Source organism: Micromonospora sp. NPDC020750, from assembly GCF_044334565.1.
GTDB lineage: Bacteria > Actinomycetota > Actinomycetes > Mycobacteriales > Micromonosporaceae > Micromonospora.
The window spans coordinates 861,232-883,850 of the sequence record NZ_JBIRTH010000001.1 but is presented as its reverse complement, the minus strand read 5'-3'; the positions used below and the strand labels follow the sequence as shown (position 1 = coordinate 883,850).

Below are 22,619 nucleotides of genomic sequence, written 5' to 3'. Positions count from 1 at the left end.
GCTTGCAACAAGCCATGAAGTTGCTCACGGGTGCCGGCGCGTCGCCCCCGCCGGCCCGCCCCGGGGCGGCGGTAGGGTTCCGCCATGACCGCGCCCGCCCGCCTCAACCCCGGTGACCCCGCGCCCGAGTTCACCCTGCCGACCGACACCGGCGAGACCCTCTCCCTGGCCGACCTGCGCGGCCGGAAGGTCATCCTGTACGCCTACCCCGCCGCGATGACCCCCGGCTGCACCAAGCAGGCGTGTGACTTCCGCGACTCGCTCGCCTCGCTCCAGGCGGCCGGCTACGAGGTGGTCGGCATCTCCCCCGACAAGCCGGAGAAGCTGGCGAAGTTCCGCGACCGGGACGCCGTCACCTTCCCGCTGGTCGGCGACGCCGACAAGGCGGTGCTCACCGCGTACGGGGCCTACGGCGAGAAGCAGTCGTACGGGCGGACGGTGACCGGGGTGATCCGGTCCACCTTCGTCATCGACCCGGACGGGAAGATCGAGCGGGCGCTCTACAACGTCAAGGCCACCGGCCACGTCGCCAAGCTGCGCCGCGACCTCGGGCTGGACTAGGACCGTCACACCGGACCACTACCCTTCGCACGTGGCCCGTTACAAGTATTCGCCGGAGGCGCTGGCCGCCGCGGCGGCACAGGCCCGCAGCATCACCGAGGTGATGCGGCTGCTGGGCGTACGCCTCAGCGGCGGCTCGCACGCGCACATCAGCCGTCAGCTCAAGCGCTTCGGCATCGACACCTCGCACTTCACCGGGAGTGCCCACAACCGGGGAGAACGCAACATCCGGGTTCCGGCGTCGGCGCTCCTGGTCAAGCGGCCCGAGGGATCGCGACGGGTCGCCGGGAGCCGGCTGAAGCGAGGACTGGCGCTGATCGGGCTGTCGGAGGAGTGCGAGGTATGCGGCACCGGCCCGAACTGGCAGGGAGCGCCCCTCACCCTGCACGTCGATCACATCAACGGCGACTTTCTGGACAACCGGCCGCACAACCTGCGGCTGCTCTGCCCCAACTGCCACAGTCAGACCGCCACGTACGCCGGGGCCCGGCGGCCGGCTGTGGTCGCACCCGATGTGGTCTACGATCCGAGTGCCGTGACACCAACGGGTTTTCCGATCGGCCGGCGACTTCGTCGGCCGCCTCAGTGGTCGTGGAAGATGACGGTGTACGCGGTCAAGGGGCCGTAGCCCAACGGCAGGAGGCATACGGTTTAGGTCCGTACCAGTGCGGGTTCGAATCCCGTCGGCCCTACTTCTGCACACCCTGACACCATCCGCCGAGGATGGTGTCACGCTCGTCACGACACGTAGTGGCCCTGCTCAAGGCTGGGCCAGGATGGCAGCGTGAGTCTGCGCTTCGTCCTCGACCCCGAGCTGACCCCCGAACTGCGCGAGCAGATCGTCCGCCTCTGGGTCGACGTCACCAACGCCGGCGGCGCCGTCGGCTTCGTGGCGCCGGTCACCGCCGCCGACGTCCGTCCCGTCGCCGAGGCCGCCTTCGCCGACCTCGCCGACGGCCCGGACCGGCTGCTCGTCGGGTACGACGGCGCGCGTGCCGTGGCCGTGCTGATCTTCGCCGACAACCGGTTCCACCTCAAGGCGCACTGGTGCACCCTGAAGCGGGTGATGGTGCACCCCGACACCCAGGGCCGGGGACACGGGCTGGCGCTGATGCGCGAGGCGGAGCGGCTCGGCCGCAGTCTGGGCCGGGAGGCGCTGCACATCACGGTGCGGGGTGGGCTGGGGCTGGAACGGTTCTACGCGCGGCTCGGCTACCGGGAGGTGGGCCGGCTGCCGGGCGCGCTGCGGGTCGCCCCGGGCGACGACCGGGACGAGGTCCTCATGTGGCTCGACCTGACCGCCGGCGGGTGCCCCGACGCCGCCCCGACCGCCTGATCGCCGTCGCCCGTCCGGGCCCGGTGCTCGCCCGCTCACCCGTTCGGCTCGACTCGGGATGCCGGTGCTGCGGTGCCGGAACCGGCTGCGGCTCTGGTGAACCGGCGGGCGAGGTGTGCGAAGGCGTCGGTCAGTTCGTCGGGGCCGACGACGTCGATGTCGGCGTCGAACCGGGCGACGGCGGCGGCGAGGCTGGGCCATGACCATGATCCGAGGGTGAGCCGGCAGCGGTCGGGGCCGAACTCCTCGACGACGCCGTCGCGGGTGTAGAGGGCTGCGGTGGCCGCGGGCAGGTCGAGGATCACCGTGCCTCGGCAGGGCCAGCCACCGGAGGCGTCGTCGGAGCCGCGGAACCTGCCGATGACGTAGGTGGCGACGTCTCCTCCGGGCAGCGTGCGTGGGGTGAACCGGGGCCCGTTCGGGGTGCGCGGGATGATCCGGTCGACGCGGAAGATGCGCCACTCGTCGCGGTCGAGGTCCCACGCGACGAGGTACCAGCGTCCGTCCCAGGTGATGACGCGGTAGGGCTCGACGCGGCGCGTGGGCTTGTCCGCGCCCTCGGAGCCGTAGTCGAAGCGCAGCACGTCGTGGGCGTGGACGGCTGCGCTGATCGCCAGGAGCACGTCGCCGTCGACCGGTGCGACCGGCCGGGTGGTGGGCGGCTCGACGGCGGTGACTCGCAGGGCGTTGATGCGGTGCCGTAGCCGGGCGGGCATGACCTGCCGGATGGTGTTCAGTGCCCGTGCGGCGGCTTCTGCGAGGCCGTCGCCGGGGGTGGTGGCCGCGATCTGCAGGGCGATGGTGAGGGCGACTGCCTGTTCGTCGTCGAACAGCAGCGGGGGTAGTTCGGTGCCGGCGCTGAGCCGGTAGCCGCCGTCGGGGCCCTTGACTGCGGCGATGGGGTAGCCGAGTTCGCGTAGCCGGTCGACGTCGCGGCGCACGGTGCGCAGGCTGATGTCCAGGCGTTCGGCCAGCAGCGTGCCGGGCCAGTCCCGGCGGGCCTGCAGCAGTGACAGCAGGGCCAGCAGTCGGGCGGAGGTTTTCGGCATGAATTCGATTCTGCCCGCAGTAGGTGCCACACCCTGGCACCTACTGCTGCGAGTCTCTCTCACACCGGCCGGGCCACGACGATCCGGCGAAGCCGGCCATCTCCCCCTTTGACATCTCTCGACAGGAGCCACCATGGGCATCATCACCACCACCCACCTGAATTTCCGCGGCGACGCCCGGGAGGCGCTGGAGTTCTACCAGTCCGTGTTCGGCGGCCAGATCGCCCTGGTGACCTACTCCGACGCCCACAACGTCTCGGTCCCGGCCGAGGCCGACCAGATCATGTGGGGCCAGGTCCAGGCCGACAACGGATTCCACGTGATGGCCTACGACGTGCCCGGCAACCAGTCCTACAGCCCCGGTGACAAGCCGGTCTTCGTCTCCGTCCGAGGCCAGGACGAGGACGAGATCACCACCTACTGGAAGGGCCTGTCCGAAGGCGCGACCGTCTTCCAGGACCTCGGCCCCGCTGGCTGGGCCCCGCTCTACGGCATGCTCAAGGACCGCTTCGGCGTCACCTGGGTTCTCGACGTCGCGGTCGAGCACCACGCCGGCTGACCCGCCGCATGGTGCACACACACGCACGCGCCCTTGGGCCGCCCGACCTGACCACGACGGAGCAGTTGTGACCACGCGCCTCGACGCCCGCGCGCTCAATCGAGCGACCCTGGCACGCCAATTCCTGCTCGAACGTACCGGGGCGACCGTGCTCAGCACGGTCGCCCGGCTGGGCGGACTGCAGGCCCAAGAACCACAGGAACCCTTCATCGGCCTCTGGTCCCGCGTGAACAGCTTCGATCCCGAAGAACTCAGCCGGCTCATCGAGCAGCGGATCCTGGTACGGCTGCACCTCATGCGCCGCACCGTGCACCTCGTTTCCGCCGACGACGCATGGAACTGGCGGCCACGTCACCACACCCTGCTCCGGCAACGGACCCTCGGCACCTACCGTCGCGAGCTCACCGGGCTCGACCCGGATGACCTCGCGGCCCGGGCACAGGCGCTCATGGCCGACGGCCGGGCCCGCTCACTCGGCGACGTCGGACGCGCCCTGGCCGAGCACTGGCCGGGGCCAGCACCTCGCGTACTGGGCGAAGCCGTCGTCGCCGCGCTCGTGCCGACGGTCCAGCTCCCGCCGCGCGGCACCTGGCGCAGCACCGCCGGGGCGCTGTACCTGCCCCTGTCCACCTGGCTCGGCCGTCCCGCCCCGCCCCGTGCCAGGCCGGAGGTCTCGCTGGCGGCCGGCCACGCTGACCCCGTCGGCGAGGACCTGGTGCGCCGATATCTGCGGGCGTTCGGCCCCGCCGCCAGCGCCGACCTGCGCGCCTGGTGCGGGCTGGCCGGTCTGCCCCACGCCGTGAAGGCGGTCCGCGGCGAGCTGATCAGCTTCCGCGACCACCGCGGCCGCGAACTGCTCGACCTTCCCGACGCCCCACGGCCCGAGCCCGACACGCCCGCACCCGTGCGCTTCCTACCGGCCTTCGACAACGTCGTCCTCGGCTACCACGACCGTAGCCGCATCATCGACGACAGCCACCGGGGCCTGTCCGTGGCCGGGGAGCGCCTGGTCCTCGTTGACGGCCGGGTGGCCGCCACCTGGACCGGTACCGCCGGAACCATCACCGTCGCACCACTGCGTGACTTCACCCGCGCCGAACACACCGCGGTCGCCGAGGAAGCCGAGCGCCTCGCGGCATTCCTGTCGGACACCGCACGCGGGCGGCCGTAGACCTACGGCCGATCGCTGCACGTCGGCCGTCACCGGCCGCGGCCGGTCAGTCCGTCACCGTCACCGGGTCGCCGACCCGCAGCACGCCCGGACCGTCGGGGACGAGGTGCAGTCCGAAGGGGACCTTTCCGTCGATGTTCCGGTGCCGCCCGAGGGTGCGCAGCGGCTCCTTGCCGCGTACCCCGGTCTCCTGGTCGGTGGTGGTGACCACGCAGCGGCCGCACGTGCCGGCGGCGCGGAACCGGGCGGAGCCGATCCGCAGCCGCCGGCCGGCCCAGTCGTCCTCGGCCCAGGCGGGGGCGCCCTCGACGACCAGGTTGGGCCGGAACCGGCTGATCGGCACGGGCGCCTCGCCGGCCTCGGCCAGCCAGCCGTTGAGCGCGTCGAGGGAGCCGGTGGTGGCCAGCAGCAGGGGGTACTGGTCGGCGAAGCTGACCTGGTCGCCGGTGTCGTAGGCGCGGGCGCCGGGTGCCAGGTGCCGGGTGGGCCGGGCCAGGTGGACCAGGCGGGCCGGGCGGCCGAGCAGGGCGGTGAGCCAGTCGTCGGCGGCCGGCCCGGCGGGGAGCGCGGGGACCAGCAGCCGGTTGCGGAACACCCGCACGGGCAGTGGCTCCACCCCGGTCGGCTCGGCGACGTCCAGGTCGGGGCGGCCGGCGGCCCGCAGCACCAGGCCGCCGTCACGGGGAGCGGCCCGCAGCCCGACCAGCGCGGTGGCCTCCCGCTGGGTGACGCCGAGGCCGTCGGCGTCGACCACCAGCCAACGCCGGTCGCCGGCCAGGCCCCACGGTTCCACCCGGGCGCCGTCGTGGTCCAGCCGGTGGCAGCCCTTGACCGGGTACGTGTGCACGGCCGCCAGCCTCACCAGGCCGCCCCGATCCCGTCGCCCGGGTACCAGTGCCGGGCCGGCGTCTCCCGGTACGCGAGGAAGCGGCGGCCGGTGCGTTCGGCGTGTTCGGCGAGAACGTTGGTGGTGGTGACGTTGTCGGTGAGCAGCAGCGCGCCGGGGGCCAGCTTCGGCTCGACGGCGTCGAACTCACGCTTCTCGTGCGCCCGGCTGTGGTCGCTGTCGTGCAGGAAGAGGTCGACAGGACGGTCGAGGGCCTCGATCGAGGCGATGGAGTCGCCGACGACCAGGTCGACCACCTCCGACCAGGGCGCGGTGCGGGCCAGGTAACCGGCCTCGGGGTTGATGTCCAGGGAGGTGACTCGACCGGGGTGCCCCTCGGCGGCGTTGCGCAGCAGGGCGGCGGCCAGCACGCAGCTGCCCAGTCCCTTGTCGACGCCGGTCTCCACAACGTGCGCGGGGCGGGTGGCCCGGACCATGGCGTACCAGCCGATCCGGCGGGCGTAGCGGACATTCCGGTCGGCCAGGCCCCGGCGGGACGCCTCGGCGGTGGCCCGTTCGATGTGCCCACGCAGTTCCTCGTCGCCCTCGATCTCGGCGAACCAGCCCCGGACCCGGGCCACCGGCACGTCGCACGCGACGCTGACGAACCAGGCCAGGTGCTGCCGGCTCAACTTGGTCAGCTCGTATGTGTAGTTGTGGTGCTCCCGGGAGGTGACCAGCCACCGGGCGGAGGCGCGCAGCACCTTGGCGTCGTGCCGGGCCACCCGGGCGAGCCGCTTGGGAAAGGCGGCGACCGGGGCGAGTCGGGTGCGGGCGATGGCCCGGCGCAGCTTCGTCGCGTCCACGTGAGGGTTGTACCAGGTTCAGGAAAAGGCGGGGTGATGAAAGTTTCGATTCACGCGCCGGCTGTCACCGGCCCCGTCCCGCAGTCGCGCCACCGGACCGGACCGGGCACGTGGGCGGCACACGAACTCAGTAGCATCGCCGCCATGTCTCGTCCCCAGCAGGTCGCGGAGCCGGCCGAGGATAGCCCGGTCGGTTCGACGCGGGCGGGTGTCGGTGCAGAGCCGGCCGCGCGGCCGGTGAAGCGGCGCCGGTGGCGGCGGATCGCGCTCGTGACCGTGCTGGTGGTGGCGCTGCTCGGCGCGGGTGGCACGGTCGCCGGCGTGCTGTGGCTGCGGTCGGTCGAGCAGGGCATCGACCGGGTCGACGCGTTCACCGACGTGCCGGAGGAGGCCCGGCCCGAGCCCGTGGTCCGGGGTGCGCTGAACATCATGATCCTGGGCAGCGACTCCCGGGACCCGGAGAACAGTTCCGGCTCGCGGACCGACACGATCATCCTGGCCCACCTGCCGAAGGACCGGTCGAGCGCTCAGTTGATCTCGATTCCCCGGGACACCTGGGTGCCGGTCCCCCGCTCGAAGAACGGCCGGCACGGTGGCCGGGAGGCGAAGATCAACGCCTCGTACGCCTGGGGCGGGGTCCCGCTGATGGTGCAGACGGTGGAGAAGTTCACCGGGGTGCGGATCGACCACGTGGCGATGGTCGACTTCGCCGGCTTCAAGGAGATCGTCGACGCGCTGGACGGCATCGAGGTCGACATCGAGCGCGGCTTCACCTCGACCCACTCCCTCAACCCGGACAGCCGGCGCACCTTCGCGCAGGGCCGGCAGACCCTCGACGGCGCGGCCGCGCTGGACTACGCGCGGGAGCGTTACGCGTTCCCTGACGGCGACTTCGCCCGCATCCGCCATCAGCAGCAGGTGATCAAGGCGATCCTGGACAAGGCGGCCTCGGGCGGGCTGCTGACGAACCCGGCCCGGCTCAACGCATTCGTGCGGGCCACCGCCGACGCGGTCGCCGTCGACAAGTCGCTGTCCCTGGTGGACCTGGCCACGGAGATGCGGCACCTGCGCAGCGGCAACCTCGGCTTCTTCACCTGCCCGACCCGGGGCACCGGCCGGGTCGGCAGCGAGAGCGTGGTGTTCGCCGACACCGCCAGGGCCCGGTCCTTCTTCGACGCGGTCCGCCGGGACTCGGTGCCGGACATCCTCAAGGCCGGGGGGTAGCGATCGGATCGCCCGTCCGGGTATGGCGACCGGCGGTGGCCGGCCGTATCCTGCCTTCGGCCTGGCGGATCGCTGTCGATGCCGTGGCCGTGACGGGGGAGGTCACGCACTCATGTCCAGCCAGCCTGCGGTGAGCCGGGAGGTCGCGGCCGCCGCCCACGCCGACGGCGGGCCACCGCCGGCCGGGGCGTCGCCTGTCGCCCGCGAGGGCACCGACGCCGAGCCCTCGCCGTCGGGCGCCCGGTCGGGCGCGTCCCGACCGGCGGACACCGCCCCGGGCCGGCCGGGTCTGGACACCACGGCGGTGCTGCCGTACGCGGGATCGCAGGCGTCGCGGCGCACCCGGAGGCTTCGGGCGTGGATGATCACCGGGCCGGCCGACCTGGCCGGGCTCCTGGCTCCGTTGCTGCTGACCACTCGGTTCTGGCGCGGCACCCTGGTCATGGCCGCCCTGACGGTGACCGTCTTCGCGGTGGGCGGGCTCTACCGGGCCCGCCGGCACACCAGCCTCCTGGACGAGCTGCCCAGCCTCACCGGGCGGCTGTTGGCCTGCGGGGCGGTCGTCGCCATCATCGCGGCGATACGGCACGACTCGGCGGACGACGCAGCCGGCTTCATGCGCGGGGTGGGGGTCTCCGCCGGCCTGGTCATCGTCAGCCGGGCGGTCACCCGGTCCCTCGCCGGCATGGCCCGCAGGCGCCGCTGGGTCGAGCACAACGCGATCGTCATCGGCAGCGGGCCGGTCGCCGCGGAGCTGGCCCGGATGCTGCGCCGCTACCCGCGGTACGGCCTGCGCTTCGTCGGCTGCGTCGACGCCGCGGGGGCGCACGCGCCGGGCCGGCTGCCGGTGATCGGCACGCTGGACGACCTGGAGCGGATGGTCGAGCTGGTCGAGTGCGAGGTGCTGATCATCGCCGACCCGTCCTGCCCGGAGCCCGCCCTGATGGAGCTGCTCCGCCGCCCGGCCAGCTCCGGGTGCGACCTGTGGGCGGTGCCCCGGCTGTGGGGGTCCCGCACCCACGACGGGAACCCGGACCACATCGGGGCCATCCCGATCGTCAAGGTCGGCGACACCACGTTCTCGGGTCCGAGGTGGGCGGTCAAGCGGGCCTCCGACGTGGTGATCGCCTCGGTCGCGCTGGTGGCGTTGAGCCCCGTCCTGCTGCTCTGCGCCCTCGCCACGTACCTGGAGGACCGGCGCGGGATCTTCTTCCTCCAGGAGCGGGTGGGCCGGCACGGGCGGCTCTTCCGGGTCGTCAAGTTCCGCTCCATGCGCCCGGTCGACGAGCACGAGTCACGTACCAACTGGTCGATCGCCCACGACCGGCGGGTCGGCCCGGTCGGCCGGTTCCTCCGCCGGACGTCCCTGGACGAGCTGCCCCAACTGTGGAACATCCTCAGGGGCGACATGAGCGTGGTCGGGCCGCGCCCCGAACGGCCACACTTCGTGGAGCAGTTCTCGGCGCAGTACCCGCAGTACGCGATGCGCCACCGGGTCCCGGTCGGGTTGACCGGACTGGCGCAGGTGAGCGGCCTGCGGGGGGACACCCCGATCTCCGACCGGGCGCGCTTCGACAACTACTACATCGAGAACTGGTCACTGTGGCTGGACGTCAAGGTGATCCTCCGTACGGTGGCGGAGGTGTTCCGCGGCGGCCGGCACTGACGGCCGGTGCCGCCCGTCCGGGGTCCGCCGGCGCCGTGGGATCATCGGTCCGGGCCGGTCCACACCGCTGACCAGGCCGGTTCGGGAGGGGACCAGATGGCCCACGGAAACCTCGACGCCGTGTCGGGGACATCGGGTGTCAGCCGGCGGAACGCCCTGCTGCGGGGCGGGGCCGTCGCCGCCGGCCTGGGCACGACCGCGGTGGGCGTCGCCGCGTTGGGCCCCTGGTCGTCGAACGGCTCCGGCGGTCAGGGCGTGGTCGACGTCCGCGAGCACGGCGCGCGGGGCGACGGCCGCAGCGACGACACGGAGCCCCTGCAACGGGCCATCGACGCCGCCGGCCGGGCCGGGGGCATCGTCTTCTTCCCGCCGGGGACGTACCTCACCGGGCGGCTGACCCTCCGCTCCCGGGTGCACCTGCGCGGCTCGGGCGGCGACGCGACCATCCTGCGGCTGCGGGCCGGGGCGAACTCGGCCATCCTTGAGTCGGACGGGTTCTCCCGGCTCGCCGGCACCCGGTCCGACCAGGGGATCACGCTGTTCAGCGTGCGCGACCTGACCCTCGACGGCAACAAGGAGCAGAACCCCTCCGCCGGGTACGGGCTGCGGGTCTACGGCTACGGCTACGAGATCTCCGAGGTCATCGTCTTCAACTGTCGCAACGACGGCCTCGTCAGCGAGTGGGGGCCGGCCGGGGCGCTGCCGGCGCCCTCGCACCAGATGGAGGCCCGACTGTCGGCGGTGCGCACCCACGGCAACGACGGGCACGGGATCAACTTCCACGGCCCGCACGACTCGATGTTCATCAACTGCCTGACGTTCGAGAACGGGGCGAGCGGGTTCCGGCTGACCGGCGACTCGATGGGCACGTCCATGGTCAACTGCCACGCCTGGGGGATCAAGCAGAACGTCTCGTTCGACCTGGCAGCCACCGGGATCAGCTGTTCCAACTGCTACGCCGACCTGAACGGCGGGGTCGGCGTCCGGATCTCCCGCAACGACATCCGGTGGATCGGCGGGCTGGTGCTGGGTTACAACCACACCGACCCGCACCCGGAGATCGGGATCCAGTTCGTGCCCGGCATCCAGCCCGAGGAGCCCTCCGGCTGCCTGGTGGAGAGCAAGGTGGTGAACTGCGGCACGGCGGCCGTGGACTTCGGCGCGGAGCGGGGGCTGTCCAGCGTCCGGGTGAGCCTGTCCCAGCCGGGTGCCGTGGACGCCGACGGTCGGCCCATCCCCGGCACCGGCCGCGGCTGGATCGGCACGCCGGCGCCGACGACGCTGGTCGAGATCACCCAGGGCCTCGGGCACCCGGACAAGAACCTCGTGGTGCGTCCCGCATTCGACCTGCGCGCCGAGGCCGAGCCCGCCCGCCCGGGCGACGGCTCGGTGCGCGTCTTCGCGCGGGACGTGGGCGGCCGGACGCAGTTGTGCGCGCTGTTCCCCAGCGGCGCGGTGCAGGTGCTCGCGACCGAGCCCTGACCTCCGGATCGGGCCGGCAGGGCCACGGGCGGACCGGCAGGCCGGCGGCGGCCGGGCCGGGACCGGGTCAGGGCCCGGCGCCGCCCCCGGTCGGCACCGCGTCCCGGTCCCTGGCCGGCTCCGCGACGGACCCCTCGGCGGCCCACGGCCGCATCCGGGCGAGGAACCAGCAGACCACCAGCGCCTCGGCGACCAGCAGCTGACCGACCAGGCCGGCGACCCCGGTGACCCAGAGGGCCGACGCCGCGAGCCCGCCGAACGCGACGACCCGCGACCCGACGGCCGAGACGAGATAGCGGCGCGGCGCCGCCCAGACCATGTGCCGGGTGGACAGCCAGGTCGCCGCCGTGAGCAGCGCCTTGTATCCGCAGTACAGAGCGATCACCCCGACGCCGACGGTGGCCAGGTCGGGCGCGACGAGGGCCCGCAGCGGCCCGCTGGCGAGCACCACCGCCGACACCGCCACCAGCGCCACCACGGTCAACGCCCGGGTGCCGGTCCACCAACGGCCGCGCCGGCCGGCGACGACGTCCTCCCGGACACTGGCCGACAGCACGACGTGGAACGGGCCGAAGACCAGGTCCATCGCCCTCAGGACGACGACGGCGGCCGGTCCCGCCACGGCGCCGGCCACCGAGGGCAGCGTGACGGTGTACGACAGGTCGACGGCCGCGGCGACGCAGTACACCGAGCCCACCCGCAACCCACGCCGCAGGCCCGGGCGGACCGCCGCAGGTGCGGCGGCGGGGCGACGCAGCAGCACCCAGGCCAGGACGGCGACCTGTGCGGGCACCGCGACGACGTCGACCCGCAGGTCGAGGGCGACGAACACGGCACCACCGAGCAGGGTCCCGACCGCGGTCAGCTGCGGGATGAGGTTCGCCCGTCGGGGTGTGCGGGTGCCCGCGGTGGCCCAGAAGAACGCCTCGAGCGGCAGTTGCAGGAGCACCGGGGCGAGCAGGATCAACCGGTCGGCGGAGCCGGTGTCCGGCAGCGCCACCGTGGCGCACAGGTAGCCCACCACGGCGACCGGCGCGAGCGTCGCGGCGGCGACGCGGCCCGCCCAGCTCTCCACGTGCCAGTCCGCCGGGACCAGGCCGGCGGAGAGTGGCCGGCCGACCAGGGCCTCCAGCAGCGTGTACGGGATGGCGAGCAGCGCGCCCTGCAACGCCACCGCCGGCAGCCGGTCGGTGTCCGCCGAGGACGCCAGCAGGAAGACGTAGACACTGCACAGCCGGGTGAGCGCCTGCACCGACAGCTGCGAGCCCTGCAACCGCGCCCCGACGGCGAGCAGCGGTCGCATGGCTCAGGCCCGCCGAGCGTCGGCGTCGGGCGCGTCCGGCGCGGGGTGGACAGTCGGGGCAGCGTCGGCGGAGGGGGCGTCGGGGGTTGAGGCGGGGACAGGGGCGTCGGGGGTGGCGTCGGCGGGGGCGTCGGCGGAGGGGGCGGGGGCGTCCGGCGCGGTGTGGACGGTCGGCGCGCCGGCGGGGGCGGGGGCGAGCCAGGCGACAGGCCAGGCTGCGGGCCAGGGGGCGGGCGAGGGCGGATCGTCCAGGCGCAGGCCGTACGCCACGAACGCGGCCAGGCACATCATCGCGCCCGGGTACTCCCACGCCTCGATCACCAGGAACGAGGCGGCCAGGCCGGCCAGCACCGCGACGTGCAGCACGGACGCCGGGTGCGCGGCGGTGCGCCGACGCAGCCGCACCAGCCCGTACCCGATGCCGGCGACCAGGACGATCATCGCCCACAGACCGTACTGGAGGCCGACGCTGACGAAGTAGTTGTCGACGAAGACCTGCGGGCCGGCCGTCACCCGGGAGGTGGTGGCCGCGCCGACCCCGCCGATCCCGAGCCCCCAGAGGGGCAGGCCGCCGCCGAGCAGCCCGGCCCACACGTCGAACCGTTCGAAGAGGCTGCGTGCGCCGGTGGCGCCGACGGCCACGAAGCCCACGGCCACGCAGACGACCACGCCCAGGCCCACCAGCCGCGCGCGGCGTCGCCCGGCGGCCCCGCCGGAGCGGTCGAGCAACACGGCCGCGAGCACCCCCGCCACCACCAGCAGCGCCCCCGACCGGCTGGTGCTCAGGGCCAGGCAGGCGACGGCGGCGAACCCTCCGGCGTGCCAGGACCACGGGGCACGCCGGGCGCGCCGGGTCAGCCACAGGGTCACGTAGCCGAGCAGGTACGCGCCGGCCAGGATGCCCAGCTCGCCGTTGAACTCGGTGAGGCCGGGCACCCGGAAGGTGTCGCCGATGTAGCGGACCGCCCGGTCCTCCTCGAAGCCCCACCGCACCAGCCGGGCCGGGCCGACCGCCAGCTCCCCGACCGCCGCCACGGCGTTGGCCACGAGCAGCCAGGACAGGGCGGTGAGCACCGTCCGCACCTGGGGCCGCGTCAGCGCGGCGAGCACCACGAGCAGCAGCAGCGGGACCAGGGTCAGCCGGACGCCGACGAGGGTCTGGGCCGCCCCGTGGTGGGCGACGCCGATCAGGCTCCACACCGCCACGACCAGCAGCACCGCCGCGCCGGTGAGGAGCCGGGTCCGGGTCCACCGGCCGAGCAACGCGGTACGCCCGAAGAGGACGCCGACCACCGCAACGGCGGAGACGCTGAGCACGTACTCGCGCCCGCCGAACGCGTCGCCGACGAGCCCCTGGACGCCGGTCATCCACAGCCCCAGCGGGGCGTTGAGCACGATCAGCACGTACACCAGGGCGGGCACCTGGCGGACCGCGACGACGCCGAGGCCGGCCAGGAAGAGCGGCGCCACCGGGGAGATGCCGGCCAGCGCGCAGCCGACGACGGCCAGCAGGAGCAGCACGCCGCCGACCAGCCAGCCGGTGGGCGGCCGACGGCGGGCCGGGGCGGTTCCGGGTGCCGTCGCGTCGGGCCGGCGTCCGGGGTCCGGGATCATCGGCGGGTCACCTCGGGTCGCTGGTCGGCACCGGCTCGGCCGCCGACCGTCCGGTAGGTCTCGACGACGGCGTCGACGTGCCGGTCCCAGTCGAGGCGCGTCCCGTCAGCGGCGGCCGACGCGGACATCGCCGCGTACTCGTCGTCGGGCATCCGGGCGGCGCGGCTCAGCAGTTCGGCCAGCTCGTCCCGGGTGCGGAAGACCAGGACCGAGGCGTCCTCGGCCATCGGCGGCCGGGCCATGTCGCTGGCGAGGACGGGCCGCGCCGCCGTCAGCGCCTCCGCGCAGACCAGGCCGAACGTCTCGGCGCACTGGCTGGGGAAGACGAGCCAGCCGGCCCGCAGGAACGCGGCGCGCTTGCCCTCGGCGTCGAGGTAGCCGAGGTACCGCACGGAACGGGACCGCTCGGCCGCCCGCTCGACCTCGGCGCGCAGCGGGCCGTCGCCGCCGACGAGCAGCGTGCCGCCGACCGCGTCGGCGGCCTCCGCCCAGGCATCCAGCAGCAGGTCCACGCCCTTGTGCCGGTCCAGTGCGCCGAGGTAGAGGAAGACGTGGCGGTCGCCGGGTGGCCAGTCGCGCGGCCCGGGCGGCAGCGGCACGGCGAGCGGCAGGAGCCGGGTGGCCGGCCCCGCCCCCGCGGTGCCGGCCAGGACCCGCAGGCGGGTGCGTTCGGACGGGAACAGCAGGATGCAGCGCCTGAGCTGCCGCAGCACCCACCGGGACCGCAGCCGCAGCAGCGCGTCCAGGAGGGCCGAGCGGCCCAGGTTGCCCAGGGCGTTGTTGGGGTCGCGGACGGCGTGGTCGTGCACGGAGTGGCAGGTGGGCCACCGCCGCGACAGCCGCGCCACCGGCCGGACGCCGAGCCCCTGCCAGTTGTGCAGGTGCACCACGTCGGGGTCGAAGTCGCGCAGGTCGTCCGGGCCCAGTCCGGTCGGGTCGACCAGGTCGCCCAGGTGGGTGCAGAGCTTGGCCAGCCGGGGGGCGAGCCGGGCCAGGCGGGCCGAGACCCGCTCGCCGACCGGCCGGTCCTCCGGGTGCTCCGCGTCGGGCGTCCGGCTGTAGACGCGGACCTCGTGGCCACGGTCGGCGAGCGCCCGGGACAGGTCCCGGACGTACCGCTCGGCGCCGCCCCGGACGGCGAAGCCGGAGTGCACCATGGCGATCCGCACGGCCGTCACCTCCCGGCCGGGCGGGTGGCCGTCGGCACCCCGGAGAGCAGGTCGGCGAGGTGTGCCGTCGCGGTACGCCAGGATCGGCCGCACCGCCCCACCGGCGGCCGGGGCGCGGTCGTCGCCTCGGTCACGGCGTCGACGAGGGCGCGGGGCGTCCAACTCGTCATCCGGGCCGCCCGCCCGCCGGTGGCCTCGTGCAGGGCCGGATCGGGGGAGACGACCACCGGCGTGCCGAGCCGCAGCGCCTCGGCCGCCGGCAGCCCGTAGCCCTCGAAGTGGCTGGGCATCAGGAACGCGGCGGCGCCGGCGATCGTGGCGGCGTACCCGTCCTCGGGGAGGCGGTCCAGGAACAGCACCCGTTCCGCCGCGACGCAGCGGGCGACGGCGGCCTCGAACTCCGGCACCCGCTGCCCGCCGGTGAGCACCGCGAGCACGTACCCGGGCAGGTCGGGCAGGGCGTCGACGGCGATTTCGACCCCCTTGTGCGCGGCGTGCCCGGCCACCGCCAGGTAGCGCCCCCCGCCCGCGACCCGCGCGGCCAGCGGGGCAGGCAGCGGGCCGGGGGCGGTGTCGAGGCTGCTGCCCGGGTGCCAGACCGCCGTGCGGTCGTCGCGGACGCCGTACAGGCCGAGGAGATCGTGTCGGGTGCGGGCGCTGACGCAGAGCAGCCGCGCGGACCGGCCGATCGCGGTGCCGTAGCTGACCCGCCGGTACTGCCGGACGGCGCCCGACAGCCCGTGCGGCCAGAGCCGGAACGCGAGGTCGTGCACGACGGTGGTGACGGGCAACCGGCTGCCCCGCACGGCGAGCGACGGGCTCAGCGACAGCACCGTGGTCGCGGGGGCGGCACCACGGTCGGCGCGACCGGTGACGCCGCGCAGGGCGGTGACCGCGGACGCGATCGCCCGGGCCCGGTCGGCCGGCTGCCGGCTGACCACCTCGACCTGGACGGCCGGGTCGGTCGGGGGGGCTGCCCAGTCGGGTGGCGCGGCGACCACCCGGAGCCGCTGCGGGCCGGGCCAGTGCCGGACGACCTCGGTGAGCACCCGGGTGATCCCACCGTCCCCGACGCCGCTGCACTCGAGGACGGTCGTGTCGACCCGCTCAGCCGGACTCATGCGTGACCCATTCGGCCATCCGGGCCGCGAAGCTGTCCCGCCCGAACCCGGCCGCGTGCCGGCGGGCCCGGTCGGGGTCGAGCCCGTCGAGCCGGCGCAGGGCCGCGGCGTGGCGGGTCGGTTCCCGCGACGCGACGAGGAATCCCGTCTCGCCCTCCACGACGGTCTCCAGCAGCCCACCGGCGCGCAGCCCGACGACCGGGGTGCCGCACGCCTGGGCCTCGACCGGGATGATGCCGAAGTCCTCGTGCGCGGGGAAGAGCAGGGCTCGGGCACCCCAGTACAACTCCCGGAGCCGCTCCCGGCCGGGCCGCGACTCGAACGTCACCGGGACGGGCGCCCGCGCGGCCAGCCGGCGCAGGCGGGCCTCCTCCGGGCCGCCCCCCGCGAGGACGAGCGGCAGGCCCGCCTCGGCGGCGGTCGCGATCATCAGGTCGAAGTTCTTGTACGGGATCCACCGCCCGACCCCGAGCAGGTACTCGCGGGCCTGGTCCCGCTGGGCGGCCGGCGGGGCGGCGAAGAAGTCGACGTCTACGGGCGGGTGGATGACCACCGCGTCGCGCCCCCAGTACCGGCGGATGCGGGCCTGGACCTCGCGGGAGTTCGCGGCGTAGGCGTGCACGTGCCGGCTGAGCCGGACATCCACCGCCTGCAACGCCCGTCGTGGCCCGCTCAGCAGCCGTCCCGCGCCGCGCCCGTCGAAGTCGGGGCTCCAGACGTACCGGGCGGGCGAGTGCACGTAGCTCAGGTGCCGCGTCCGCTCGGGCGGACCGAACCGGGCCGTGTGGCCGAAGGCGTGGCTGGAGGAGATCACCACGTCGTACCCGGCGGGACGGGCGGCGGCACGCCAGGCCAGCGGCAGGAACGCCAGCGCGAGGGCCTTGCTGCGGCGCAGCGGTGTCCGGGCCAGCCAGGACTCCCGCAGTCGCAGCCGGTCCCGGGGAACGTCGGACTCGGCCCACAGCACGAACCGGTCGGCGTGCGGGACCAGGTCGGCGATGGCGAGGAAGACGTTCTCGGAGCCGCCGGCCGCGCTGAACCACTCGTGGACGAGCGCGACGGAGCGCCCGGCCAACAGCGGCGGGTCGACGCGCGGGGCCGGCACGGGACCGGCGTCCTCGACCGACGTCATGACTTGTCGCCCAACCCGATGCTCCCCAGGGACACGGGGCACCACCTCCGACCGGGCGCCCAAGAACCCGCCTGGACGGGCGATGTCACACCGGTCCCCCGACGGCCGTGTCCATTAATGATGCCGCCGCAGCCGTTGTCAACTCGCGCGACGACCGTCAGCTGGTGCGCCGCCACAGGTCCCGCAGCGCGTCCCAGTTCCCGCCGACGCCGGACTCGCAGAGGGTCTCCAGGTAGAGCGCCCCGAGCCCGTCGTCGCGGTCCCACCACACCCCGCAGATCGTCCGGCCGTCGTCGCCCTTGAAGGCGTACTCGATGTAGCTGCCGGCGGCCCCGCTGACACCGCCGGTGGTGCGGGTGGCCTCCCGCAGGCCGGGGGCGAGCGACCCGCCGGCCAGGTTGAGCTGCTGCCGGTAGGCCCGTGCCGCGTCCTTGGTGGACCTGGCCTCGTAGAGGCCGAAGTGCAGGGACAGCCCGCCGTAGCGGCAGAACACGTGCCGCTTCTCGTCCGCCGGCCGCTTGGGCCCGCCGGCCTCGGTGTCGACCGCGCAGCCGCCCATTCGGGCCAGCCACGGCTCGGCCAGCGGTGCGAGGTCGCCCTCGAACTTGGGCTTGTTGAGGGAGAACTGGTTCGCCTCGAACGGCGCCACGGTGGGGCTGGCCGAGGGGGCCGGGCCGGGAGCGGCCCCGTCGTCACCGAGGGTGGTGCCGACGAACACCCCGGCACCGCCGGCGACGACCGCCGCCAGCACCACCACGGCGATCCAGAGGCCGGTGCGGCTGCGCCGGGGCGGCTGCGCCGGCGCGATCCGCCGGCCGGGCGCGGAGAACCTGTCGTACGGCGGGGAGCTGCCGGGCGTCGGCTCGGCGGCCGGCGAGAGAGGCGCTCCGGAGACCGGCTGGGGCGTCACCGCCCACGGCTGGGGCACCCACGGCGGTTGGGGCGGGCCCGACGTCGGCTGCGGGGGCACCGACACCGGCTGGGGCGGTGCCGACGTGGGCTGTGCCGCCACCGCGACCGGCTGCGGCTGGGCCGAGATCGGTTGGGCCGAGATCGGTTGGGCCTGGATCGGTTGGGCCTGGATCGGTTGGGCCTGGATCGGTTGGGCCGGGATCGGCTGGGCCGGCGGGGGCTGCGTCGACCCGCCCGCCACGGGCCGGTAGTCCATGCCGAGGGTCTGGAACAGCCGCTGCGGCGCGCCGGCCTCCTCCGGCGGGTACGCCACCCAGGGATGGGCGGCGGAGAAGTCGGCGGCGAGGTAGCGGTGGCCGCCGGCCGTCTGGGCGAGCGTGTTCGCCACGTTCGCGAAGGCTGCCCGCCAGCGCTGGTCCGCCGCCGCGACGCCGTCCAGCACCACCACGAGCGCCGGCCGCCCCTGACCGTCCATGGCGGACCATGCCCGGCCGACCTGGCAATCCCCCACCGCCTCGGTGAACCTGTACGGACCCTCCGGCTGCATGCCCCACTCCTCTGCTCACCCGCCGTGCGGATAGTACAGAGACGGCGCGACAACGACGGTGCTCACGGGTTGCCTCTGAAAGTTTTGATGCATAGAGTCGGCGCATGAATGACGGACGCACCGTCGGGGCGCCCACCGACCGGGTGGTCGACCTGTTCCGGGGCGTCCGGCTCACCCCGACCCAGCGCCGGATCGCGCACAGCCTGGTGCAGAACGCCGCTACGGCGGCATACCTCTCCGCCGCCGAGGTGGCTGAGCTGGCCGGGGTCAGCCAGCCGTCGGTGACCCGATTCGCCGTGGCGCTCGGCCACGACGGCTACCCGGCGCTGCGCCGCCGGCTGCGCGAGCTGACCGGCGCGGCCACCGGCGGGTCCTCCGGCGGCGGCAACGAGCTGCAACGCGCCGTCCGGGCCGAGGTGGGCAACCTGGAGCGGCTGGCCGGGCAGCTCGCCGACCTGGACCGGATCGCCGAGACGGGCGAACTGCTCGCCGCGAGCCGCCCGCTGCCGGTGCTCGGGCTGCGGGCCGCCGCGCCGCTGGCCGCGTACTTCGCGTACTTCGCCGCCAAGGTGCACCCGGACGTGCGGGTGCTCGACGACGGCGGCAGCCTGCTCACCGACCGCCTCGAACAGGCCGCCGCCGCCGGGGCGACCGCCCTGCTGGCGTTCGTGCTGCCCCGCTACCCCCGGGAGACCCTGGACGCGCTGCGCGAGGCGCGGGCCGCCGGGCTGACCGTGGTGGCCATCACCGACTCGCCGGTCAGCCCGGCCACCGAACACGCCGAGGTGGTACTCCCCGCCGCCGTCGGCACCGATCTGGTGTTCGACCTGCACACCGCCCCGATGACCCTGGCGATGGTGGTCCTCCAGGCCATCTGCGACGCCGCGCCCGCCGAGACCCAGCGTCGGCTGGAGGCGTTCGAGTCCTCCGCCGCCCGTCGCCAGTTGTTCCTCGGCTGAGAGGAGAACCGAGATGCCCCAGCCCGTCCGCGCCCCCCGCGGCACCGCGCTGACCGCCCGGGGGTGGCCGCAGGAGGCCGCCCTGCGGATGCTGATGAACAACCTCGACCCGGAGGTGGCCGAGCGCCCCGACGACCTGGTCGTCTACGGCGGCACCGGGAAGGCCGCGCGGGACTGGCCGTCGTACCACGCGCTGGTGCGCACGCTGACCGACCTGCGCGAGGACGAGACGATGCTGGTGCAGTCCGGCCGCCCGGTCGGGGTGCTGCGCACCCACGAGTGGGCGCCCCGGGTGCTGCTGGCCAACTCCAACCTGGTCGGCGACTGGGCCACCTGGCCGGAGTTCCGCCGCCTGGAGCAGCTCGGCCTGACCATGTACGGGCAGATGACCGCCGGGTCCTGGATCTACATCGGCACCCAGGGCATCCTCCAGGGCACGTACGAGACGTTCGCCGCCGTCGCCGCCAAACGGTTCGATGGAAGCCTGGCCGGCACGCTGACGCTGACCGCCGGATGCGGCGGGATGGGCGGGGCCCAGCCCCTCGCGGTCACCATGAACGGCGGCGCGTGTCTCATCGTCGACGTGGACCGCAGCCGGTTGGACCGCCGGGTCCACGACCGCTACCTCGACGAGGTCGCCGACTCCCTGGACGACGCGGTGGAGCGGGCGCTCGCCGCGAAACGGGACCGCCGCGCGCTCAGCGTCGGCGTGGTGGGCAACGCCGCCACCGTCTTCCCCGAGCTGCTGCGCCGGGGCGTGGAGATCGACATCGTCACCGACCAGACCAGCGCGCACGACCCGCTGTCGTACCTGCCGGAGGGGGTGGAGCCGGCCGACGCCGGGGACTACGCGAGGGCGAAGCCGGCCGAGTTCACCGACCGCGCGCGGGCCTCGATGGCGGGGCACGTCGAGGCGATGGTCGGCTTCCTCGACGCGGGGGCCGAGGTCTTCGACTACGGCAACTCGATCCGCGGCGAGGCTCAACTCGGCGGGTACGAGCGGGCGTTCGACTTCCCCGGTTTCGTGCCGGCGTACATCCGTCCGCTGTTCTGCGAGGGCAAGGGCCCGTTCCGGTGGGCGGCGCTCTCCGGCGACCCGGCCGACATCGCCGCCACCGACCGGGCGATCCTGGACCTGTTCCCGGAGAACGAGTCGCTGGCCCGGTGGATGCGGCTGGCCGGCGAGCGGGTCGCCTTCCAGGGCCTGCCGGCCCGGATCTGCTGGCTCGGCTACGGCGAGCGGGACAAGGCCGGAGTGCGGTTCAACGAGATGGTCGCCTCCGGCGAGCTGAGCGCGCCGGTCGTCATCGGCCGGGACCACCTGGACTGCGGCAGCGTGGCCAGCCCCTACCGGGAGACCGAGGCGATGGCCGACGGCTCCGACGCGATCGCCGACTGGCCGCTGCTCAACGCGCTGGTCAACACCGCCAGCGGGGCGTCCTGGGTGTCCATCCACCACGGCGGCGGGGTCGGCATCGGCCGGTCCATCCACGCCGGCCAGGTCTGCGTCGCCGACGGCACGGCGCTGGCCGGGCAGAAGATCGAGCGGGTACTCACCAACGACCCGGCGATGGGCGTCATCCGGCACGTCGACGCCGGCTACGACGCCGCCCGCGAGGTCGCCGACCACACCGGCGTGCGGGTGCCGATGGCCGAGGGCCGGGCATGACGGCGGACTCCGCGGACCACGTGGACCTGGCGGACCCCACGGACCTCGCCGGCCGGTTCCGGCTGCTCTGGGACTCCATCGCCCCGGTCGGCCGGGACCCTGGCAGCGGCGGCTACCTGCGGTATTCGTTCACGGAGCCGGAGCTGGCGCTACGCGAATGGTTCCGGGCTCAGGCCGCCAGCCGGGGCATGCCGGTCACCGCCGACGGCAACGGAAACCTCTTCGCCCGCTGGGGCGACCCGGCGGCCGGGGACGCGGTGCTGACCGGCAGCCACTTCGACTCGGTGCCGCACGGCGGCGCGTACGACGGGCCGCTCGGCATCGTCAGCGCGTTCCTCGCCGTGGACGAGCTGCGCGCCGCCGGGGCGACCCCGGTCCGTCCCCTCGTGGTGGCCGCGTTCGCCGAGGAGGAGGGCGCCCGCTTCGGCGTACCGTGCCTGGGATCGCGGCTGCTCACCGGCGCGCTCGATCCGGATCGCGCGGCCGGCCTGCGCGACGCCGACGGGGTCAGCCTGGCCGAGGCGCTGGGCGACCGACCCGCAGGCGCCCGGCCCGACCTGCTGGGCCGGTTCTCGTGCTTCGTGGAGCTGCACGTCGAGCAGGGCCGCGCGCTGGCCGAGCGCGATGCGCCGGTCGCGGTCGCCAGCGCCATCTGGCCGCACGGCCGCTGGCGCTTCGACTTCCACGGCGAGGGCAACCACGCCGGTACGACCCGGATGGCCGACCGCCGCGACCCCATGCTCACGTACGCGTTCACCGTGCTCGCGGCGAACAAGGAGGCCCGGCTGCGCGGCGCGCACGCCACCGTCGGTCGGGTCCGGGTCGAGCCGAACGCCACCAACGCGATCCCGTCGAAGGTGACCGGCTGGCTGGACGCCCGCGCGGCCGAGCCGGACACGCTGACCGGCCTGGTCGACGCGGTTCGCGCCAAGGCCACCGACCGGGCCGGCCGGGACGGCACGGAGGTCACCCTCACCGAGGAGTCGGCGACCCCGCTGGTCGCCTTCGACGGCGGCCTCGGCGGGCGGCTGGCGGCGCTGCTGGGCGCGCCGGTGCTGCCCACCGGGGCGGGTCACGACGCCGGGGTGCTGGCCGGGCACCTGCCCACCGCCATGTTGTTCGTGCGTAACCCGACCGGGGTGTCGCACTCCCCCGCCGAGGCGGCCACCGACGCCGACTGCGCCGCCGGGGTCACCGCCCTGGCCCGGGTCCTGGAGGAGCTGACATGCGTCTGACCCAGCTTCCGGCGGCCGGGCCAGGGCTTCCGGCGGCCGGGCCGGCCACGAACCCAGGGCCGGCCCGACACACGCCGGCCGGCGGGGACGCCGCGGGCAGCCCCCGCACGCCAGCCGGCGGGAACCCCACCCGAGGCGGCCCCCGCACGCCAGCTGGCGGGAACTCCACCCGAGGCGGCCCACACACCCCGGGCCCTATGGAGCTGCCCGCACAGACG

At 74.6% G+C, this 22,619-nt stretch carries 20 protein-coding genes and 1 tRNA gene; 12 read left to right on the top strand and 9 right to left on the bottom strand.

Features of this window, described 5'->3' with window-relative positions; genetic code table 11:
* Positions 1 to 84 precede the first annotated feature (84 nt).
* From bcp to ACH4T9_RS04035, 4 genes are all read left to right on the top strand, one after another.
* Positions 85 to 561: a thioredoxin-dependent thiol peroxidase gene (bcp, locus tag ACH4T9_RS04050; RefSeq protein ID WP_396669685.1), complete on the top strand. Its 477-nt coding sequence runs from the start codon at positions 85 to 87 to the stop codon at positions 559 to 561.
* A 31-nt stretch (positions 562 to 592) separates the two neighbouring features.
* Positions 593 to 1,189 (top strand): HNH endonuclease signature motif containing protein, encoded by a 597-nt coding sequence (locus ACH4T9_RS04045; RefSeq protein ID WP_396669684.1) that lies wholly within the window; start codon positions 593 to 595, stop codon positions 1,187 to 1,189.
* Positions 1,180 to 1,253 (top strand) — tRNA-Leu (locus ACH4T9_RS04040). The genes ACH4T9_RS04045 and ACH4T9_RS04040 overlap by 10 nt, the downstream gene beginning before the upstream one ends.
* Before the next feature lie 92 nt (positions 1,254 to 1,345).
* A complete protein-coding gene (locus ACH4T9_RS04035) occupies positions 1,346 to 1,897 on the top strand; it encodes a GNAT family N-acetyltransferase (RefSeq protein WP_396669683.1) in 552 nt (183 codons plus the stop codon).
* A 35-nt stretch (positions 1,898 to 1,932) separates the two neighbouring features.
* Here ACH4T9_RS04035 and ACH4T9_RS04030 read toward each other — a convergent pair whose 3' ends face one another.
* Positions 1,933 to 2,946: a helix-turn-helix transcriptional regulator gene (locus ACH4T9_RS04030; RefSeq protein WP_396669682.1), complete on the bottom strand. Its 1,014-nt coding sequence runs from the start codon at positions 2,944 to 2,946 to the stop codon at positions 1,933 to 1,935.
* A 133-nt stretch (positions 2,947 to 3,079) separates the two neighbouring features.
* Here ACH4T9_RS04030 and ACH4T9_RS04025 point away from each other — a divergent pair, with 133 nt between their 5' ends.
* Positions 3,080 to 3,505, top strand: coding sequence for a VOC family protein (locus ACH4T9_RS04025; RefSeq protein WP_396669681.1), 426 nt, complete (start codon positions 3,080 to 3,082; stop codon positions 3,503 to 3,505).
* A gap of 67 nt (positions 3,506 to 3,572) precedes the next feature.
* Positions 3,573 to 4,676, top strand: a complete 1,104-nt coding sequence (locus ACH4T9_RS04020) for a winged helix DNA-binding domain-containing protein (RefSeq protein ID WP_396669680.1) — start codon at positions 3,573 to 3,575, stop codon at positions 4,674 to 4,676.
* A 46-nt stretch (positions 4,677 to 4,722) separates the two neighbouring features.
* Here the strand turns inward: ACH4T9_RS04020 and ACH4T9_RS04015 are convergent, their stop codons facing one another.
* Positions 4,723 to 5,538: an MOSC domain-containing protein gene (locus ACH4T9_RS04015; RefSeq protein WP_396669679.1), complete on the bottom strand. Its 816-nt coding sequence runs from the start codon at positions 5,536 to 5,538 to the stop codon at positions 4,723 to 4,725.
* Positions 5,535 to 6,368 (bottom strand): class I SAM-dependent methyltransferase, encoded by an 834-nt coding sequence (locus tag ACH4T9_RS04010; RefSeq protein WP_396669678.1) that lies wholly within the window; start codon positions 6,366 to 6,368, stop codon positions 5,535 to 5,537. Before ACH4T9_RS04010 ends, ACH4T9_RS04015 begins: the two co-directional genes overlap by 4 nt.
* Before the next feature lie 144 nt (positions 6,369 to 6,512).
* Here ACH4T9_RS04010 and ACH4T9_RS04005 point away from each other — a divergent pair, with 144 nt between their 5' ends.
* From ACH4T9_RS04005 to ACH4T9_RS03995, 3 genes are all read left to right on the top strand, one after another.
* Positions 6,513 to 7,592 (top strand): LCP family protein, encoded by a 1,080-nt coding sequence (locus ACH4T9_RS04005; protein WP_396669677.1) that lies wholly within the window; start codon positions 6,513 to 6,515, stop codon positions 7,590 to 7,592.
* A 112-nt stretch (positions 7,593 to 7,704) separates the two neighbouring features.
* Positions 7,705 to 9,258, top strand: a complete 1,554-nt coding sequence (locus ACH4T9_RS04000; RefSeq protein WP_396669676.1) for a sugar transferase — start codon at positions 7,705 to 7,707, stop codon at positions 9,256 to 9,258.
* Between the two features lie 96 nt (positions 9,259 to 9,354).
* Positions 9,355 to 10,740, top strand: coding sequence for a glycosyl hydrolase family 28-related protein (locus ACH4T9_RS03995; protein WP_396669675.1), 1,386 nt, complete (start codon positions 9,355 to 9,357; stop codon positions 10,738 to 10,740).
* Between the two features lie 67 nt (positions 10,741 to 10,807).
* Here the strand turns inward: ACH4T9_RS03995 and ACH4T9_RS03990 are convergent, their stop codons facing one another.
* From ACH4T9_RS03990 to ACH4T9_RS03965, 6 genes are all read right to left on the bottom strand, one after another.
* On the bottom strand, positions 10,808 to 12,043 hold the full coding sequence (locus ACH4T9_RS03990) for a hypothetical protein (RefSeq protein ID WP_396669674.1): 1,236 nt from the start codon (positions 12,041 to 12,043) through the stop codon (positions 10,808 to 10,810).
* Between the two features lie 3 nt (positions 12,044 to 12,046).
* Positions 12,047 to 13,657, bottom strand: a complete 1,611-nt coding sequence (locus tag ACH4T9_RS03985; protein ID WP_396669673.1) for a hypothetical protein — start codon at positions 13,655 to 13,657, stop codon at positions 12,047 to 12,049.
* Positions 13,654 to 14,826: a glycosyltransferase family 4 protein gene (locus ACH4T9_RS03980; protein WP_396669672.1), complete on the bottom strand. Its 1,173-nt coding sequence runs from the start codon at positions 14,824 to 14,826 to the stop codon at positions 13,654 to 13,656. The genes ACH4T9_RS03985 and ACH4T9_RS03980 overlap by 4 nt, the downstream gene beginning before the upstream one ends.
* 5 nt (positions 14,827 to 14,831) lie before the next feature.
* Positions 14,832 to 15,947, bottom strand: coding sequence for a glycosyltransferase (locus ACH4T9_RS03975; RefSeq protein WP_396669671.1), 1,116 nt, complete (start codon positions 15,945 to 15,947; stop codon positions 14,832 to 14,834).
* Positions 15,934 to 17,079, bottom strand: coding sequence for a glycosyltransferase (locus tag ACH4T9_RS03970; protein WP_396669670.1), 1,146 nt, complete (start codon positions 17,077 to 17,079; stop codon positions 15,934 to 15,936). The genes ACH4T9_RS03975 and ACH4T9_RS03970 overlap by 14 nt, the downstream gene beginning before the upstream one ends.
* A gap of 157 nt (positions 17,080 to 17,236) precedes the next feature.
* The gene (locus ACH4T9_RS03965; RefSeq protein WP_396669669.1) at positions 17,237 to 18,538 is read right to left on the bottom strand and encodes a hypothetical protein; all 1,302 of its coding nucleotides are present in this window, start codon (positions 18,536 to 18,538) and stop codon (positions 17,237 to 17,239) included.
* Between the two features lie 104 nt (positions 18,539 to 18,642).
* Here ACH4T9_RS03965 and ACH4T9_RS03960 point away from each other — a divergent pair, with 104 nt between their 5' ends.
* Genes ACH4T9_RS03960 through ACH4T9_RS03950 form a run of 3 tightly spaced genes read left to right on the top strand, consistent with a single transcriptional unit; the run spans position 18,643 to position 22,401 of the window.
* On the top strand, positions 18,643 to 19,497 hold the full coding sequence (locus ACH4T9_RS03960; RefSeq protein WP_396669668.1) for a MurR/RpiR family transcriptional regulator: 855 nt from the start codon (positions 18,643 to 18,645) through the stop codon (positions 19,495 to 19,497).
* A gap of 13 nt (positions 19,498 to 19,510) precedes the next feature.
* On the top strand, positions 19,511 to 21,166 hold the full coding sequence (hutU, locus tag ACH4T9_RS03955; protein ID WP_396669667.1) for a urocanate hydratase: 1,656 nt from the start codon (positions 19,511 to 19,513) through the stop codon (positions 21,164 to 21,166).
* A complete protein-coding gene (locus ACH4T9_RS03950) occupies positions 21,163 to 22,401 on the top strand; it encodes an allantoate amidohydrolase (RefSeq protein ID WP_396669666.1) in 1,239 nt (412 codons plus the stop codon). Before hutU ends, ACH4T9_RS03950 begins: the two co-directional genes overlap by 4 nt.
* Positions 22,402 to 22,619 lie beyond the last annotated feature (218 nt).

Bases quoted from the DNA above. Each gene is read 5' to 3' on its own strand.
- ACH4T9_RS04005 (WP_396669677.1), top strand. From the start codon at position 6,513: ATGTCTCGTCCCCAGCAGGTCGCGGAGCCGGCCGAGGATAGCCCGGTC.
- ACH4T9_RS04025 (WP_396669681.1), top strand. From the start codon at position 3,080: ATGGGCATCATCACCACCACCCACCTGAATTTCCGCGGCGACGCCCGG.
- ACH4T9_RS04030 (WP_396669682.1), bottom strand. From the start codon at position 2,946: ATGCCGAAAACCTCCGCCCGACTGCTGGCCCTGCTGTCACTGCTGCAG.
- ACH4T9_RS03960 (WP_396669668.1), top strand. From the start codon at position 18,643: ATGAATGACGGACGCACCGTCGGGGCGCCCACCGACCGGGTGGTCGAC.
- ACH4T9_RS03970 (WP_396669670.1), bottom strand. From the start codon at position 17,079: ATGACGTCGGTCGAGGACGCCGGTCCCGTGCCGGCCCCGCGCGTCGAC.
- ACH4T9_RS03965 (WP_396669669.1), bottom strand. From the start codon at position 18,538: ATGCAGCCGGAGGGTCCGTACAGGTTCACCGAGGCGGTGGGGGATTGC.
- ACH4T9_RS03995 (WP_396669675.1), top strand. From the start codon at position 9,355: ATGGCCCACGGAAACCTCGACGCCGTGTCGGGGACATCGGGTGTCAGC.
- hutU (WP_396669667.1), top strand. From the start codon at position 19,511: ATGCCCCAGCCCGTCCGCGCCCCCCGCGGCACCGCGCTGACCGCCCGG.
- bcp (WP_396669685.1), top strand. From the start codon at position 85: ATGACCGCGCCCGCCCGCCTCAACCCCGGTGACCCCGCGCCCGAGTTC.
- ACH4T9_RS03975 (WP_396669671.1), bottom strand. From the start codon at position 15,947: ATGAGTCCGGCTGAGCGGGTCGACACGACCGTCCTCGAGTGCAGCGGC.
- ACH4T9_RS04000 (WP_396669676.1), top strand. From the start codon at position 7,705: ATGTCCAGCCAGCCTGCGGTGAGCCGGGAGGTCGCGGCCGCCGCCCAC.
- ACH4T9_RS03985 (WP_396669673.1), bottom strand. From the start codon at position 13,657: ATGATCCCGGACCCCGGACGCCGGCCCGACGCGACGGCACCCGGAACC.
- ACH4T9_RS03990 (WP_396669674.1), bottom strand. From the start codon at position 12,043: ATGCGACCGCTGCTCGCCGTCGGGGCGCGGTTGCAGGGCTCGCAGCTG.
- ACH4T9_RS03950 (WP_396669666.1), top strand. From the start codon at position 21,163: ATGACGGCGGACTCCGCGGACCACGTGGACCTGGCGGACCCCACGGAC.